This is a genomic window from Streptomyces sp. NBC_01314 (genome assembly GCF_041435215.1).
In the GTDB taxonomy this organism is placed as follows: domain Bacteria; phylum Actinomycetota; class Actinomycetes; order Streptomycetales; family Streptomycetaceae; genus Streptomyces.
This window is the reverse complement of the sequence record NZ_CP108394.1, coordinates 6,384,423-6,398,718: the sequence shown is the minus strand read 5'-3', so window position 1 is coordinate 6,398,718 and position 14,296 is coordinate 6,384,423. Positions and strand designations below refer to the sequence as shown.

Sequence of the window (14,296 nt, the reverse complement as noted above, 5' to 3'; positions counted from 1 at the left end):
GGGGTGGGCGAGGGTCAGTCGGTCAGCGGGTGCGGCTGCACGGCCGGGGCCGAGGACTCCACGGGCCGTACGGGGATGTCGGGCCGGAAGGGCTTGAGCGCGGGAAGGTCGGGCACCAGGTGCGCCGAGTCCCGGCAGATCTCGGCGGCGGCGCCGAGGGCAAGGTACGGCGTGCGGATGCGGGACCAGCCGCCGGAGGTGTCACCGGCCACAGCCAAGCCGGGCAGTTCGGGGGCGATGGCGCAGGCGGCGGAGACCGCTTCGGGGGCGATGTCGCCGAGCGCCATCTTCGCGGAGGCTTCGTCGTTGACGCGGTGGCAGACCCGGCCGGTCAGCTGAGCGCGGAGCATGGTGGCGCCCTTGCCCAGTTCGGCGCCGAAGCGCTGTCCGCAGACCTCCAGGTAGATCCCGGCGGCGCGGCCGAGCTGGGCGAGGCGGATGAGCTGGGTGACCATCTCGTCCCGGCGTTCCTCGTCCTTCTTGGTGGCGACGAGGAAGAGTTCCGCTACCTCGTCGACGAACAGCACGATCGGCACCGGGCGTTGGTTCTCGGGCAGGCCCCAGATGTCGGAGGTGATCTCCTCGTCGGGGGTGCCCGGGGCGATGCCCTGTCGGGCCTTGATCAGGTCGTAGCGGTCCTCCATTTCCTTGACGAGCACGGGCAGCAGCTCGGCAGCTTCGTCGGGATCGGTGGCGAGGGCGGAGAGCCGGGCGGCGAACGGCGCCAGTTCCACGCCACGCTTGCAGTCGATGCCGACCAGTGCGACGGGCTGTCGGGCGAGGCCGGTGATCAGGTGCCGCAGGTACATGGACTTCCCGGACAGCGTGGCGCCGAGGGTGAGTTGGTGCGGGATGGTGCGGTAGTCGCGCACGAAGGGAGTGGCGTCCTCCCGCAGCGCCACGGGCACCTTGAGGAGTTCGGCGGTGGCTTTGCGAGGCATCCGCACGTTTCGCAGCACGTCGAAGCCGACGAGCCGCAGTTCGACCACGCCCGGCTTGACGGTCGAGACGTATACGGCGTGAACGCCCCAGGCGTGCCGCAGCCGTTCGGCCGAGGCAGCGACGTCGGCGGGTTCCTGGCCGGGAGCGAGCCGGAGGCGAAGTCGCAGCCCGGTCGAGGTGGGCCGGATGATCCCCCGCCGAGGCGGTACCGGCCGGACCTCCCGGCGAGTGGTCGCCTTGACAGCGAGAATCCGCAGCCGGGACGGCGCCACGGTCAGGCCGCACGCCTCCATGACCGAGCCGTACGAGCCGAGGAGCCGGGCGGTGGATATCGGCAGGCCGACCGTGGGCCAGTACACGCGGGGGTGCTTGGCCCGGGTGTAGGCGGCCCCACCGCCGAGCGCGGCGACAGGACCACCCACCTCCAGAAGTGTCACCAGATCGGACATCAGGCGGTGGCCCTCATGGCAGCCGGGAAGGCAGCCGGAGTCACGGCGGCGGCACGGAAGGCAATGCCGTGGCGCTGCTGTCCGTTGAACACGCTCTCCCACGGCCGGGCCACCAGCCCCGGCAGCGAGACCGGCGCCCCCAGCGTCAGCCCCTCAGCCACACCGCCCTCAGGCACGGTGACCTTGACCAGCGACGATTCCCCGTCCTCGATGTAGACAACGCCGAGCGTCATCAGCGCCTCACCGCTGACGGCGTCCTTGGCGATCTCGCCCGTCTGCCGGTCCCGGACCTTGGGCTCAGGAGCCTCAGTCAGAAGGATCGTCGCGGCCGAGGTCTCAACACGAATGGTACGCAAGGCAATTCACCCATCTACTCGTCTATACATGAAGCGTCCTGCGAACCCGATCTCCGGGCTCACGTTGACCACCCTGCCACACCACTTGCCCACTCGTCTATACGAGTATGCCTGTTGGGGTGTACGAGTCGGAGAAGCGTCCCCCGCGCACCACCGCACATCACCTCATCACGTCGCCGGAAGCTGATACGACAGCACGTACGCATCCGCCGCCATGACCGTGTCGCAGACCTCCACGGCCCGCCCTTCGGCGTCGAAGGCGGTACGGATCAGGTGGATCACTGGCACACCGGAGGCCAGCCGCAGCGTCTTGACCTCAGCAGGCGAGGGCATCCGGGCGCGAATCTCCTCCTCGAAGTGGTCGAGCCGGTGGCCCAGCTCTTCGAGACGGGCGTAGATCCCGCCGGGCCCAGGGTTCGGCTCGGCGATCGGCGTACCGCGCGCGATGTCGAGCGGCAGATACGAGGTGGCGAACTCGACCGGACGACCGTCGAGCAGATACCGCCGGCGCCGAGCCAGCACCCGCCGCACGGACCCGAGCCGTGTCGAGACGTCCTGACTGGCCTTTTCTTCCTTCACCTCAAGGCTGTCGACCTGAGGGTGACTGCCGGCCGCGTTGGCTTCGACGATGAAGGCCGCCTTGCCCTGTTCCCGGTGGCGCCGTGCGAACCGGTCGGAGGCGAGTCGCCGCACGGGCGGCCGGGGCCGGACGAAGACGCCCTTGCCGTGCTCGGCGTGCACGAGCCCTTCGCCCTGGAGGACGGAGAAGGAGTTGCGGACCGTCATCCGGGATACCCCGTAGTGGTCAACAAGCTCAGCTTCCGAGGGCAGTTTTTCACCCTCCTTGAACCGCCCACGGTCGATGGCCTCGCGCAACTGGTCGGCGATCTGCCGAAAGACCGCACGATCACTCGTGGGGTCGAGATCACCGAGGAAGCCGGAAGGAAGAGACGGCACGTGTACTCCTTTAGATATCTAGACGAGTGGGCGATTGTTGTTGCTACGGTGGAGAGCCTAGCCAGCCGAGAGGGCCGAGGAACGTGAGCACCGACCGTCCGCACTCCGTGAGCGTCGCCGGAGTCATCGTCGACGACCAGGGCCGGGCCCTCTTGATCAAACGTCGTGACAACGGCAAGTGGGAACCCCCGGGCGGAGTCCTCGAACGCGAGGAAACCCTCCCCGAAGCCCTCCAGCGCGAAGTCCTCGAAGAGACCGGCATCAAGATCGCACTTCCCGCGACCCTGACCGGCGTCTACAAGAACATGACGGGTTTGATCGTCTCGCTGGTCTTCCGCTGCGAGGCGGCCGACGGCACGCCGACCACCGGCGACGAGACCCGCGCACTGCGCTGGGCCACCCGTGAAGAAGTCACCGAGCTTGCCGACGAGGCATACGCGATCCGCGTCCTGGACGCACTCGACGCGGCATCCCCGCCGGCCATCCGCGCCCACGACGGCGTGAAACTCATCTAGCCCGAACCCGCTGCACATGGCGGCCTACCAGCATGAAGGAACTTGTATGCACGAGTATACGAGCACCGCCCGGGTCTGGGGACTCACTTGCCCAGGATTTCCGGAAGAGGTGAGCCGGGCCCGCCGCTGGACCCGTGACATCCTGCGCGGATCTCCCATGGCCGAGGACGCCGAGTTGATCGTGAGCGAGCTGAGTGCGAACGCGATCCTCCACACGGCCAGCGGCATGGAATCCGGCAGCTTCCATCTCGCCTTGGCGGTCTCCCGGCAGGTGATCGCCCTGTCGGTGACGGACAGCGGAGGAACCGGCACGGCCCCCAAGGCCGAGCACCAGGACGAGGCGGCCGAACACGGCCGGGGCCTGGGCATGGTCACCGCACTCGCCCACCGAGTCGTCGTCCACGGCAGCGAGGGCGGCTACACGGTCACCGCGGAACTGTTCACCGGCCTCCGACCGGGAGACAACCTGTGCTGAAGGACGAAGCCCGCCGGGGCTACTGGTGCGAGTGCTGGACCGAAGACCTCACCTATGACGGCGAGTTGACGCTTCGGGCATCCTTCGACGCCTACACGGCACCCCAGGCCGACCGATGGGTTGCCGTCGCACTCCGCACCATCTCACCGGCATTCGACCCGGAAGCATCCGAGCAGGCATGGCAGTGGCTGTACGACGGCCGCATAGAGACACGACGAGCCCTCCTGCGCTCCGAGCCCTGCACCGTGTCCGTCACCTTCTTCACCACCCGCATCACATGGACAATCCGCCCCGTAATCTTCCTGCCACTGGCACACCGGCAGGGCACCCAACTTCCGGTATGCGCATACGACTTCAAGCCGCTCCACGACGGCCATCAGCGGTGACGGCCTCCATTAGCGTGGCCCTATGACAGACACGGGGAAGGCCACGCGGAGGCTCAGACAGCTGAACGAGCTGACAGATATGTACGACTTCCTGGACGAAGTCAGGCTGCGTCCGGGCATGTGGGTGCGAGGCCGGTCGCTCCTGCACCTGGAGTCCATGCTGATCGGTTACACAGCGGCCCTTGGCGTCCATGGCATCGACGAGGACTGCACCCTTCACGCCGGGAGCCAAGGGCCATTCGCCCAGTGGCTGTGGAACCGTCTAGGGATGGCATACCCCAGCTCACTGGGTTGGGCGGTCGAGATCGAGCGCAGGGCAGAGCAGACCGACGTGCCTGCCCTGGAAATGTTCTTCGACCTACTGGATGAGTTCCGCGCCGCAGGCCCCGGTGCTCATCAGGTGAAGCCGGACGGCCAAGCATCCACCGAGGCTGAACAGCCCCAACAGTCCGACTGAGTTACAACTTTCTCTACTGGTTCAAGGCGGCTCGCTCCGCTCCCCGCGCGCGGCACGGCCCCCGGCCGGGCCTGCGCTCCAGTCTCCGCCCCGCTCCAGCCCGACCGGGGGCCGGGCCGCGCTCTTAGCCACTTGTCGCCAGACTTACGGGGTCATGATCGGTCGCGCCAAGAAAACGCCCTCCCAGAGCCGCTACGCCGGCCTCACAATCATGCCCGCGGCCTATCCATACAGCCATGAACCACTCAAGTGCCGTGACAGCGTGGATGCGCGTTAGTCACCAGCGCTGCACTCTACCTCGGTATTCAGCCAACGCCTCAAGGCATTTTTCGGCACGCTTGATATCGCGATCAAAGGCGCCGCCCACAATAAGGGGCCACGATGGCGAAATTTCCCTTGAAATGTCTACCGCGACTCCCTTGCCCTCATACCCCCATGCCGAATCGAGAAGGAACTCTCCTGGCCACGGGTTGGCCAAGAATTCGTTCTCGGAATCCATTGCCATCATGGAAACAATGAGTTCGAAGCGATGACAGGCTAGGACATAAGCGGAATCACTAGGCTCTAGTTGACGGAACGGCTCCCGCAGCTCGTCGCGGAGCCAATGACTCTGCACAAAAATATACTTCCCTCCGCTATCTGGATGGCAGATATCGTGAAGGAGTTCAGTTTCAATGATGCGCAAAGGGTTAAGGTAACTGGCCGGACTCTGGCGCTGGATTTTGCCGAATGGTTGATTCCAGCTCACTTGGACGAAAATGCGCGGCAGGAATTCCTCGCGATTCGCCAGAACTGCCGCCAAACCCATTGCCCAGGCCGATAGGAGCGCTGGATAGTGGCGCAACCTCTCCAAAACGTCATTATAGGACCCCGGAATCGTGTCGCGCACGCGTGAGAGTCGCTCGATTGTGCGCCGCCACAGGGCATCGTAAGTGCCATCGTCATAGTAGACGCCAGCAGCAAGCAGGTGCAGGAGGGTGTCGCAGTCTGCGCGGTAGCCGCGAATACTCTCCTCAAACACCGGTCCAATGAGTGGCTTTTGCTGAGGGTTAGCTGCCTCGATCACACGATTGGTCGTTCCGGTGATGAGGTCGTTTAGTTCGATCCGGTGAATGGGGTTGGGTAGGTAACGCTTTAGATTCTCTACTAGTTGGTCGGCCGTGCGTGATGGAGCCACCCCGCTTGCTTCACCGGTCAGCTTTGTGGATTGCTTCTCAGTGGATTCCGGAATCAATTTTTTGGACTTGAAGGCCTCTAGCTCAAGCTCAGCCCCTCGAACCGAGTGAGCTACCACAACGCGATACTCTATCTCTGAGTAAAGTTGGGGCCGCTGCTTTGCTCCAGATTTTTGGAGTTGTTCATAAACGTATTCGTAAAGGTCCTGTACAGATACGAGCCCATCGGCATCTTTGTCAGCCTCACCCGATAGAAGACCTTCAATAAGAGCTCCAGTAAACCGGGACGGCTCCGGCTCCAGCTCGCTTAGGTGGTTACCTTCCCAAGCGTACTCGGTGCGGTTTGTCGCCGTAATAACTGCTCGCCCGTGTCCTGCCAGTTCATCACGCACGTGCACCGCAGAGTCTCCCTTGGCGCCAGGAAGAAACGCGCCGCTGTAACAACAGTCAAGCAGTAGAACGATCGACTTGGCTCGACAGCGTTGCATCTGCGCTTGCAGAAAGGTGGAGGAAATTGCTGTTGACGCCAGTAGCTTCTGATCGGTATTTCTGGCGGCAAAATACAGCTCTCCCCTATCGGACTTGATCCCGTGGCCCGATATGTGAATAAGGAGAAGGTCATCTCTGCGTCGGTCGTTAAAGAAGCGCTCAATCGCGCGGGTAACCTGATGCTGCTGTCGATCAATGACCGTTGTTACTTCAAAGTCCCCAATTCTCCTGTCCTGTAGAACTGCTGCGAGTCCTTCGACGTCCTTAATAGGGGAGCGCAGCTGTTGCAGGCTCTCACTATCGTATGAGCCTGTCGCAATTAGCAGGGCGAATCGGTCACCGGTCATGGCTGCGACGAGCCTTGAGATTCGATTGCATCCGTCCCGTGTTGTGAGACGAACAGTTCAATCAAACGTCTCTGTTCCTTTGATGACACGGTCTGAAGCTCGATACTGTCATCCCCAAGAGTGACGCTGACGGTTCGAACTGGGCGATGCTCAATCCACTTTTCCAACAGGCGAATGATGCTTCGTAGCGCGAAGGGAGCCGCGACTACCAGTAGAGAGCCTAGGGCTATGACTTCGCCAGGCTTAGAACCTGCTGGGGGAGTTTGAGACCTTTCCAGCTCGACCCGATCCACCTCTAGCTCAAGAAGCCGATCACGCAGCTGCTGCGTCAGCGCATCCAACTCTTCATGATCAGTGTCCGAATCTACTGTGAGTGTGACACCCATCCGGCGAGTGCCATCATTTCGCACCATGTGCTTGCCCCCTTGCACCTCGTGACACAACAGGTTACTGGCTGGATCGGACACCGAGGTGCGCTGACCAACACAACAAGGCAGGGCACTCGTCTCCTCGCCGTCCGGCTGTGCCGACTACGTGCCAGATCGTGCGGGGAACTGCGGGAGGTAGGGGAGGACCAGGTCGTCAGCGTTCGCTCCGGCCCAGCAACCACCCGTAGGCAACACGAGCTTCCAAAGGCGTAGAGCTTTGCGGGGCCCTCTGGTGGTTTCTTACGGGCCTGCCGTTGTGGCTGGCTCTGGCCGACGGCACCAATACCGTGGCTGAGGCCGGTGGGGGTGCAGCGAGGCACACGCGCGTCTGGTCGGTCGGCTGACGCGCCGTCGTGGCGGGCTTTCGTCGGCTGCGGTTGAGACGGACCGCGACGAAGGTGCCGGCCGTCGGCCGAGCGAGGCCCCGCACCGGGCAAAGCTGGGCCGTCCCTGGGCCGTCCGAGGCCGCTCAACAGTGGCCAAGGACGACCAACGACGACCACCAGGCGCACGAGGCTACCGCCCTTGACCAGCAAAAGCCCAGCTCACCAAGATCCCCGGCAAGACCCAGGGCAAGAAGACAGATCATGACTCGCCCATTGAGGCTCCGTCGTCTGTGGTGGCACGGTGCCGCGTGTTGGCTGGCGGGGGATCGCGGGTTCGCGCGGCCGGTGGAGGTGTCTGCGTGCCAGCATGGTCGGTCAGGCTGGTGTCTGACTTTTCTCGGGGGTGGGTTGTGCAGACTGCGCTTCGGTGGCTGGTGGCGGTGGCGGGTTCGGCTCTGGCGTTCGCTGTGGTGGCGGTGCCATGGGCGGTGCTGTCAAAGGGGGGCGATGATCCGTGGGATGTGATCGCTCCGGTGGCGGGTGTGGCGGCGGCGGGGGTGCTAGCCGCGTTGGGCTGGTGGGCGTCGCAGACCGGAGGAGCAGGAGTACGTCGGGTGCGGCAGTCGGCACGCGGCGCGGGCCGCATCCGGCAGACCGGTGGTAGCCAGGGCACGGGTGCCGGGGCGCCTGGCGCTGCGGCGCGATGGGATGTGCGGCAGAAGGCGCGTTCCGATGGCACGGGGGACATCGATCAGGTCGGCGGGGACCGGGCCTGAGGCAAGGGGGCCAGAGATGGTGGAGGGTTCGGGGCAGCGGCGTGCACGCCAGACGGCGCAGGCGCACGGGGATGTGACTCAGGTGGCGGGAGACATGCATGTGCATCCCGCGCCTGTACAGGGTCGTCCGTCGGTCGAGTGGCCGGTGTTAGTGGGGGACGTCCCACGTCTGGCGGCAGCCTTCCAGCCCCGCACACGGATCCGCAAGAAGGTCGGAGCGGCGCGTGACGGGGGCAGAGATGTTGTGCTGTCCGGTCCTGGCGGGGTAGGTAAGAGCCAGCTTGCGGCGTCGTTGGCGCGGGAGCTGCGGGATCAGGAGCGTTCCGGTGGGGGCGACCTGGATGTGCTGGTGTGGGTGCGTGCTACCGGCATCGATCAGGTCATCAGCGCATATGCGGAAGCGGCCAGCCGGTTGCAGCTTCCCGGAGTGTCCGCGGACGACGAGGGCCGGGCGGCACGGCTGTTTCTGCGGTGGCTGACGGCGGCCGAGCGCCGGTGGCTAGTAGTGCTGGACGATGTCACCAACCCGACGGCCGTCCAGCAGTGGTGGCCGGACAGCGGGGCCGGCCGTGGCTGGGTTCTGGCCACCAGCCGGCGTGAGGACGCCCGGCTCAGTGGCCAGGACCGCGCCTTGGTCCGGATCGGTCTCTACACGGATTCCGAGGCTCGCACCTACCTGAAGCGCCGGCTGGCCGATGCCGGGCACGCGCACCTGCACGATCCCGCCCGGGCAGGCGAGATGGCCGCCGAACTTGGCCATCTCCCCCTCGCACTTGGCCACGCGGCCGCATATCTCATCAACAAGCGGCCCACGATGGCCGGCTACCTCACCCTGCTGCGCGACGCCAGCAAACGGCTGGGCGACCTGCTGCCGGCAAGCGCGGATACTGAAGACTACGGCCGACCCGTCACCGCCTCGCTGCTGCTCTCCCTCGAAGCGGTCGAGGAAGCCGATACCAGCCAACTGGCCCGGCCCCTACTGCACCTCGCCTCCCTCATGGACCCCCTCGGCCACCCCGCCACCACATGGACCACACCCCAAGCCCTCGACCACCTGCGCACCGCCCGCCCGCCGCAACGCCGCCTCCTGCGCAAGCACTATCCGGCTGTCACCGAAACAGAGGTGCGCAACGTGCTGGAATTCCTGCGCACCTACGCCCTGATCACTCAAGACATCGCCACCGCCCCCTTGCGCATGCACGCCCTGACCGCCCGCGCCGTGCGGGAGACCATCCCACCCCGCACACTGCCCGCCACGGCCCGCACCGCCGCCAACGCCATCACCAGCCTGTGGCCCCGCCACGACCACGAGGAACGCGAACTGGCTGCCCTGCTGCGCGCCAACGTGGTCCACCTTGACCAGCTCACCCGCCCGGCCTTGTGGCAGCCCACAACCCACCCAAGCATTTTCAGGGCCAGTCGCAGCCTCACCGAAGCGGGCCTCTACCAGCAGGCGATCGAGTACAACGAAACGACCTCCGATCTCAGCAAGAGCATTCACGGCCCCGACCACCCCGACACCCTCGGCGCCCGCAGCAACCTCGCCGTCTCCTACAGCGACGCTGGGCGCATCCAGGACGCCCTCGACCTGCGCGAGCGGGTCCTCGCCGACTGCGAGCGGGTCCTGGGCCCCGACCACCCCGCCACCCTCACCGCCGTCCACAACCTCGCCAACTCCTACCGCGACGCCGGACAGGTCCAAGACGCCCTCGACCTCACCGAACGGGTCCTCGCCCACCGGGAGCGGATCCTGGGCCCCGACCACCCCGACACCCTCAGCACCCGCAACAACCTCGCCAACTCCTACAGCGCCGCCGGGCGAGTGCAGGATGCTCTCGACCTTCGGGAGCGGGTCCTCGCCGATTGCGAGCGGGTTCTGGGCCCCGACCACCCCGCCACCCTCGACGCCCGCAATAACCTCGCCAACTCCTACAGCGACGCCGGACAGGTCCAAGACGCCCTCGACCTGCGCAAGCGGGTCCTCGCCGACTACGAGCGGATCCTGGGCCCCGACCACCCCGCCACGCTCACCGCCCGCAACAACCTCGCCAACTCCTACAGCGACGCCGGACAGGTCCAAGACGCCCTCGACCTGCGCAAGCGGGTCCTCGCCGACTGCAAGCAGATCCTGGGCCCCGACCACTTCTCCACGCTCACCGCCCGCAACAACCTCGCCAACTCCTACAGCGACGCCGGACAGGTCCAAGACGCCCTCGACCTGCGCAAGCGGGTCCTCGCCGACTGCAAGCAGATCCTGGGCCCCGACCACCCCGCCACCCTCACCGCCCGCAATAGCCTCGCCGTCTCCTACAGCGACGCCGGACAGGTCCAAGACGCCCTCGACCTGCGCAAGCGGGTCCTCGCCGACTACGAGCGGATCCTGGGCCCCGACCACCCCGCCACCCTCACCGCCCGCAACAACCTCGCCAACTCCTACAGCGACGCCGGACAGGTCCAAGACGCCCTCGACCTCACCGAACGGGTCCTCGCCGACTACGAGCGGATCCTGGGCCCCGACCACCCCGCCACCCTCAGCACCCGCAATAACCTCGCCAACTTCTACAGCGACGCCGGACAGGTCCAAGACGCCCTCGACCTCACCGAACGGGTCCTCGCCGACTACGAGCGGATCCTGGGCCCCGACCACCCCGCCACCCTCACCGCCCGCCACAACCTCGCCGCCTCCTACAGCGACGCCGGACAGGTCCAAGACGCCCTCGACCTCACCGAACGGGTCCTCGCCGACCGGGAGCGGATCCTGGGCCCCGACCACCCCGACACCCTCACCGCCCGCCACAACCTCGCCCTCGCCCGTGAAGCTGCGGCGACTGCACAACGACCAGATGCAGCAACCCCGTCAACCGCGCCCGACCGTCAGCCTCCCTCAGACACTCCTGAGCAACTGGCGTGACCGTCCCCGATCGACCTCTGTAAAACTACGGATCGCGGATGGTGGCGTGCGCACCACGGCCGCCCACAAGCGCACCAGATCGAGCGGGGAACAGCGGGGAATCACGGTGAAAGCAGCAGAGCCCAATAGAGCTGCACCCCGGCCGTTCACGCAGGTCAGCGCCCGAACCCGCCCCAAATGACCACAGCTTCCCAAGCTGAGGTACCAGCCAAGTCACCGGCGGCAGCCGACCTCAAGTCCTGCCACCGGAGCGTACGAGTGTCTACGATCGCGCGGTGAGCTACGACATCTACTTCTTGAGCCGACGCGACGGGCAGTCCTGGGATGACGCCCTGGAGGCCATGGAGGACGCAGCCGAGGAGGGCGAGCCGATCCCTGCCCGCCTCCTTGAAGCTTGGGACCGAATCGTGCCGCAGGCTCGGACCCTGCTGGGCAAAGTAGAGATCACGGAATATGGGCAGGAGTCGCGGGACCTGAGTCACTCGGGCACCGGCATCGACCTGTCCGTCTTCGGCGACGAGGTGAGCATTACTGTGCCCTACTGGCATGCGGGGGACGACGCTGCGGTCGTGCTCGACAAGGTCTTCGCCCTTGCGGCCCTCGTCGAGACGGAGACTGGGCTGACTGCCTACGATCCCCAGGTGGAGCGTCCGCTTCGAGAGACACCGTTGCAGGGCGCTACCGGGCTGGTGTCGCGCATCACCGAGGATTTGCGCAGCCGCTACGGCGGTTGATCACCGGGCAAGGCGGCGCCGGGCTAGGTTCCGAGCCGTCTACGCGTCGCGTGCCACAGTCGTGCCAGATACAGGGGTCAGCCGCGGTCAACAGGGGTGACTGGCAGGCACCATCGTGCCGACTGGCTTGGTCGGAGTATCCGCAGGTCACCTACCTTTCCACCCAGCCGCTCTCCTAAAGAGGTTGTGCAGCCCGCTCACCGAGTCCACACCCGCTGGAACTCCTCGGCCTGGATGGTCTCCAGCGGGTCCTCTTCAGGGTCGATCGCTTGGTCTGTCAGGCCGCCGTGCTCGTCCTCCAGGTGCTCCCAGCTATACCGGTGGAGTTGGCCGGCCGAGGTCAGCTCGGCTTGCTTGACGACGACCAACTCGCCGCGGTCGGGTACGGCCTCGATGTACCAAAGACCACCCTCCTCGTCGACGTGGCGCAAGTGGTGCCGCAGGGTGGCGTTTTCATCGAGTGCTCGGAAGTACGCCACGGTCTCTGCTCTGATGCGCTCCAGATCAACCACGAGACCATCGTGCCAGCGAGCAAGCGAGGGTTGCTCCGTTTCTGACATCCACGAGTGACATCAACGGCGCCGGACACCAACACCCCTGGGCAGCCCGACACGGCCAGTGTGGACGGGCGGTTTCCCGATAGAACCGAGGAGCGATCGAACTCCTAAAGCGGGTGTCGCAGGTTCGAATCCTGCCGGGGGCACAGCAAAAGGGCCAGCTCAGGAGGGTTTCCTCCCAGGCTGGCCCTTCGTCGCAGATCCACAGACAGCCCGACTCGCCAGAAGCTTACGGGGCCATGATCACTCGACCCATGGCAGCTCCCGCCCAAAGCCGTTCCACCGACCTTGCTGAGTAACCTCACCCAGCGGTCGTCAAAGCTCCCAGTCATCCTCGCCACCAGGGCCCACCGTGATCGGGGCTACTCCGTGTCCGGTCAGGTGCCAGGACTCGAATTGTGGATCTGGGCCGATCCAGAGCCCGGCACCGTCTTGAAAGTCGATGACCAAAGCACCGTGCTCGCGGACATCGACCCCCGTGAGTGTCTGCCCGAACAGGGCCAGAACGGGGGCGAGGCTCACACCCGTGCCGGGGTCGAGTTCATGCCATTCGCCACCGGCATCCCGGAACAGGAACGGCGTCTCCAGCACCAACTCGGCATCCAACCGGTAGCCCTCATCGGGGTCGAGAGCGCCAAGGCTCAGCCGCACTTGGTGATCAAAGGCTGTGCGCTCCACTTGAGCGCCGATCAAGGCGCTAGGGACCTTCACCCTGTCTCCCTTCCGCACCGTGTGACAGCTCGACAGCGTAACTGCGTGCCCCTCCCGTGCCCGTTCGGTCGGGAAACGGCGGGGAGTCACGGTCGCCGGCGAACCACGCTCACGAGAACGGCTCCTGACCGATTTACCTGGTCAGGAGCCGTTCATCTGCGGTGGGTGTGGGATTGGAACCCACGGTGACATTGCTGCCACGACGGTTTTCAAGATCTTTCGGCGATCATGGACGTCTGTCCCTCCGCCGCAGGTCAGACGGATATGAGCGCCCCGGCGGAGCCGTCCTCATCTTCGTCGTGCCCGCTACGTGCCCTAGGCGCTCGGTCGTGCCCGCTCAGCCGCCAGTCACAGCGGGAACGATCACGGCGGCGACAGCCGACAGCAGCCCTCCTACGGCGAGAGCGCCATTGAACTTCTCTTTGGCCGTTGGAAACACGGAGCGACTCACGTTCCCGACCTTGCTGCGCAGAACGATCATCTTGAGCTTCTGCCACCTGTGCTGACGTTTCGAGCACCCCATCAACACGCCATAAGCGTTGTTGCGGCAGTAGGTCTGCCCGTCTCGGTTAACCGCTCCACACCAGACCGGCACCTGGAAGGCGGCATAGGTCGAGACGCCGAGTGACAGAGCCACGATCACAGGCAAGGACCATTGCTGGCTCCAGGCAACGACCAAGGCAGCAGCCACCATGTATCCCCAGTACAGACGCACCACTTTCCCCATGAGCACGCAGAGTATCGGTGCATATGCACAGCGCATAGACGTGAATCGGACACTGCGGCACAGCACAACGCCCCTGACCGTGCTTCTGGCCAGGGGCGTCACAAGTGCAGGGTGCCTCAGAGGGGTTTATGGACTTCGGGAGAGCCGACCCCTTCTTGCCCTCCAAGCCATGCATCGGCCGCTTCTGCCACCTGATCATCACGACCGGCGACCGGCCGGGCGTAGTGCCGGGTTGTCACACTCGCGTTCGAGTGGCCAAGTCGGTGAGCGGCGGTCATGACGCCGTAGCGGTCGGCGACCCACGTCCCATGTGAGGCCCGAAGGTCGTGCGGGGTCACGTCGGTGAGCCCGGTCGATGCGGACGAGCCCGAGATCGAAGCAGGGGTCGACGGTGAGGCACTGACCTTGCCAACACCCGTACGATGCACGATCCGACCCCGGGCCCTGCACGTACGGGTACCACGCCACCGCCCTGGCGTGCCCCGGACGAAAGCCCCCATGGGCTGGCGGCGGCTACGGAACCTGGCGCTGAGCTGAGGAAGCGTCGTCCATCGAGGCAGAGAGGGCGTGGCGGTCAG

General features: G+C 65.5%; 14 protein-coding genes and 2 pseudogenes. 7 read left to right on the top strand and 9 right to left on the bottom strand.

Annotated features, from left to right (window positions below; genetic code table 11):
• Nucleotides 1–14: 14 nt before the first annotated feature.
• The 3 genes from OG622_RS28190 to OG622_RS28180 form a co-directional block, all read right to left on the bottom strand.
• The gene (locus OG622_RS28190; RefSeq protein ID WP_371579407.1) at nucleotides 15–1,391 is read right to left on the bottom strand and encodes an FtsK/SpoIIIE domain-containing protein; all 1,377 of its coding nucleotides are present in this window, start codon (nucleotides 1,389–1,391) and stop codon (nucleotides 15–17) included.
• A complete protein-coding gene (locus OG622_RS28185; RefSeq protein WP_371579406.1) occupies nucleotides 1,391–1,747 on the bottom strand; it encodes a hypothetical protein in 357 nt (118 codons plus the stop codon). Before OG622_RS28185 ends, OG622_RS28190 begins: the two co-directional genes overlap by 1 nt.
• Nucleotides 1,748–1,915: 168 nt before the next feature.
• On the bottom strand, nucleotides 1,916–2,704 hold the full coding sequence (locus OG622_RS28180) for a GntR family transcriptional regulator (protein ID WP_060903208.1): 789 nt from the start codon (nucleotides 2,702–2,704) through the stop codon (nucleotides 1,916–1,918).
• A 107-nt stretch (nucleotides 2,705–2,811) separates the two neighbouring features.
• Between OG622_RS28180 and OG622_RS28175 the strand changes: the two genes are divergently transcribed.
• Genes OG622_RS28175 through OG622_RS28160 form a run of 4 tightly spaced genes read left to right on the top strand, consistent with a single transcriptional unit; the run spans nucleotide 2,812 to nucleotide 4,537 of the window.
• Nucleotides 2,812–3,219 carry an NUDIX hydrolase gene (locus OG622_RS28175; RefSeq protein WP_037705728.1) on the top strand — a complete coding sequence of 136 codons (408 nt, stop codon included), beginning with the start codon at nucleotides 2,812–2,814 and terminating at the stop codon, nucleotides 3,217–3,219.
• Nucleotides 3,220–3,265: 46 nt separating this feature from the next.
• The gene (locus tag OG622_RS28170; RefSeq protein WP_371579405.1) at nucleotides 3,266–3,694 is read left to right on the top strand and encodes an ATP-binding protein; all 429 of its coding nucleotides are present in this window, start codon (nucleotides 3,266–3,268) and stop codon (nucleotides 3,692–3,694) included.
• Nucleotides 3,688–4,080: a hypothetical protein gene (locus tag OG622_RS28165; protein ID WP_371579404.1), complete on the top strand. Its 393-nt coding sequence runs from the start codon at nucleotides 3,688–3,690 to the stop codon at nucleotides 4,078–4,080. The genes OG622_RS28170 and OG622_RS28165 overlap by 7 nt, the downstream gene beginning before the upstream one ends.
• Nucleotides 4,081–4,102: 22 nt before the next feature.
• Entirely contained in the window at nucleotides 4,103–4,537 is a 435-nt protein-coding gene (locus OG622_RS28160) for a hypothetical protein (RefSeq protein ID WP_371579403.1), read from the top strand.
• Between the two features lie 277 nt (nucleotides 4,538–4,814).
• Here OG622_RS28160 and OG622_RS28155 read toward each other — a convergent pair whose 3' ends face one another.
• Together OG622_RS28155 and OG622_RS28150 are read right to left on the bottom strand one after the other, a co-directional pair.
• The gene (locus tag OG622_RS28155; protein WP_371579402.1) at nucleotides 4,815–6,548 is read right to left on the bottom strand and encodes a caspase domain-containing protein; all 1,734 of its coding nucleotides are present in this window, start codon (nucleotides 6,546–6,548) and stop codon (nucleotides 4,815–4,817) included.
• Complete coding sequence (locus OG622_RS28150; RefSeq protein WP_371579401.1) at nucleotides 6,545–6,961, bottom strand: hypothetical protein; 417 nt, start codon at nucleotides 6,959–6,961, stop codon at nucleotides 6,545–6,547. The genes OG622_RS28155 and OG622_RS28150 overlap by 4 nt, the downstream gene beginning before the upstream one ends.
• Nucleotides 6,962–8,010: 1,049 nt before the next feature.
• Between OG622_RS28150 and OG622_RS28145 the strand changes: the two genes are divergently transcribed.
• A complete protein-coding gene (locus OG622_RS28145; RefSeq protein ID WP_371584245.1) occupies nucleotides 8,011–10,989 on the top strand; it encodes a tetratricopeptide repeat protein in 2,979 nt (992 codons plus the stop codon).
• Nucleotides 10,990–11,264: 275 nt separating this feature from the next.
• The gene (locus OG622_RS28140; protein WP_371579400.1) at nucleotides 11,265–11,723 is read left to right on the top strand and encodes a hypothetical protein; all 459 of its coding nucleotides are present in this window, start codon (nucleotides 11,265–11,267) and stop codon (nucleotides 11,721–11,723) included.
• A 197-nt stretch (nucleotides 11,724–11,920) separates the two neighbouring features.
• Here the strand turns inward: OG622_RS28140 and OG622_RS28135 are convergent, their stop codons facing one another.
• The 4 genes and pseudogenes from OG622_RS28135 to OG622_RS28120 form a co-directional block, all read right to left on the bottom strand.
• Nucleotides 11,921–12,235: a hypothetical protein gene (locus OG622_RS28135; RefSeq protein ID WP_371579399.1), complete on the bottom strand. Its 315-nt coding sequence runs from the start codon at nucleotides 12,233–12,235 to the stop codon at nucleotides 11,921–11,923.
• A gap of 360 nt (nucleotides 12,236–12,595) precedes the next feature.
• Nucleotides 12,596–12,991: a DUF6188 family protein gene (locus tag OG622_RS28130; RefSeq protein WP_371579397.1), complete on the bottom strand. Its 396-nt coding sequence runs from the start codon at nucleotides 12,989–12,991 to the stop codon at nucleotides 12,596–12,598.
• Nucleotides 12,992–13,328: 337 nt separating this feature from the next.
• On the bottom strand, nucleotides 13,329–13,718 hold the full coding sequence (locus OG622_RS28125) for a hypothetical protein (protein ID WP_162948333.1): 390 nt from the start codon (nucleotides 13,716–13,718) through the stop codon (nucleotides 13,329–13,331).
• 116 nt (nucleotides 13,719–13,834) lie between these two features.
• A pseudogene (locus OG622_RS28120) lies at nucleotides 13,835–14,077 on the bottom strand (site-specific integrase); the annotation flags it as partial.
• On the opposite strand from OG622_RS28120, the pseudogene OG622_RS28115 reads away from it, so the two are divergent.
• Nucleotides 14,070–14,255: pseudogene (locus OG622_RS28115) on the top strand (diacylglycerol kinase); the annotation flags it as partial. The pseudogenes OG622_RS28120 and OG622_RS28115 overlap by 8 nt on opposite strands.
• Nucleotides 14,256–14,296: the final 41 nt, after the last annotated feature.

Coding starts and splice junctions, on each gene's coding strand:
- OG622_RS28145 (WP_371584245.1), top strand. CDS start 8,011: ATGTGCGGCAGAAGGCGCGTTCCGATGGCACGGGGGACATCGATCAGG.
- OG622_RS28170 (WP_371579405.1), top strand. CDS start 3,266: ATGCACGAGTATACGAGCACCGCCCGGGTCTGGGGACTCACTTGCCCA.
- OG622_RS28190 (WP_371579407.1), bottom strand. CDS start 1,391: ATGTCCGATCTGGTGACACTTCTGGAGGTGGGTGGTCCTGTCGCCGCG.
- OG622_RS28160 (WP_371579403.1), top strand. CDS start 4,103: ATGACAGACACGGGGAAGGCCACGCGGAGGCTCAGACAGCTGAACGAG.
- OG622_RS28155 (WP_371579402.1), bottom strand. CDS start 6,548: ATGACCGGTGACCGATTCGCCCTGCTAATTGCGACAGGCTCATACGAT.
- OG622_RS28125 (WP_162948333.1), bottom strand. CDS start 13,718: ATGGGGAAAGTGGTGCGTCTGTACTGGGGATACATGGTGGCTGCTGCC.
- OG622_RS28150 (WP_371579401.1), bottom strand. CDS start 6,961: ATGGTGCGAAATGATGGCACTCGCCGGATGGGTGTCACACTCACAGTA.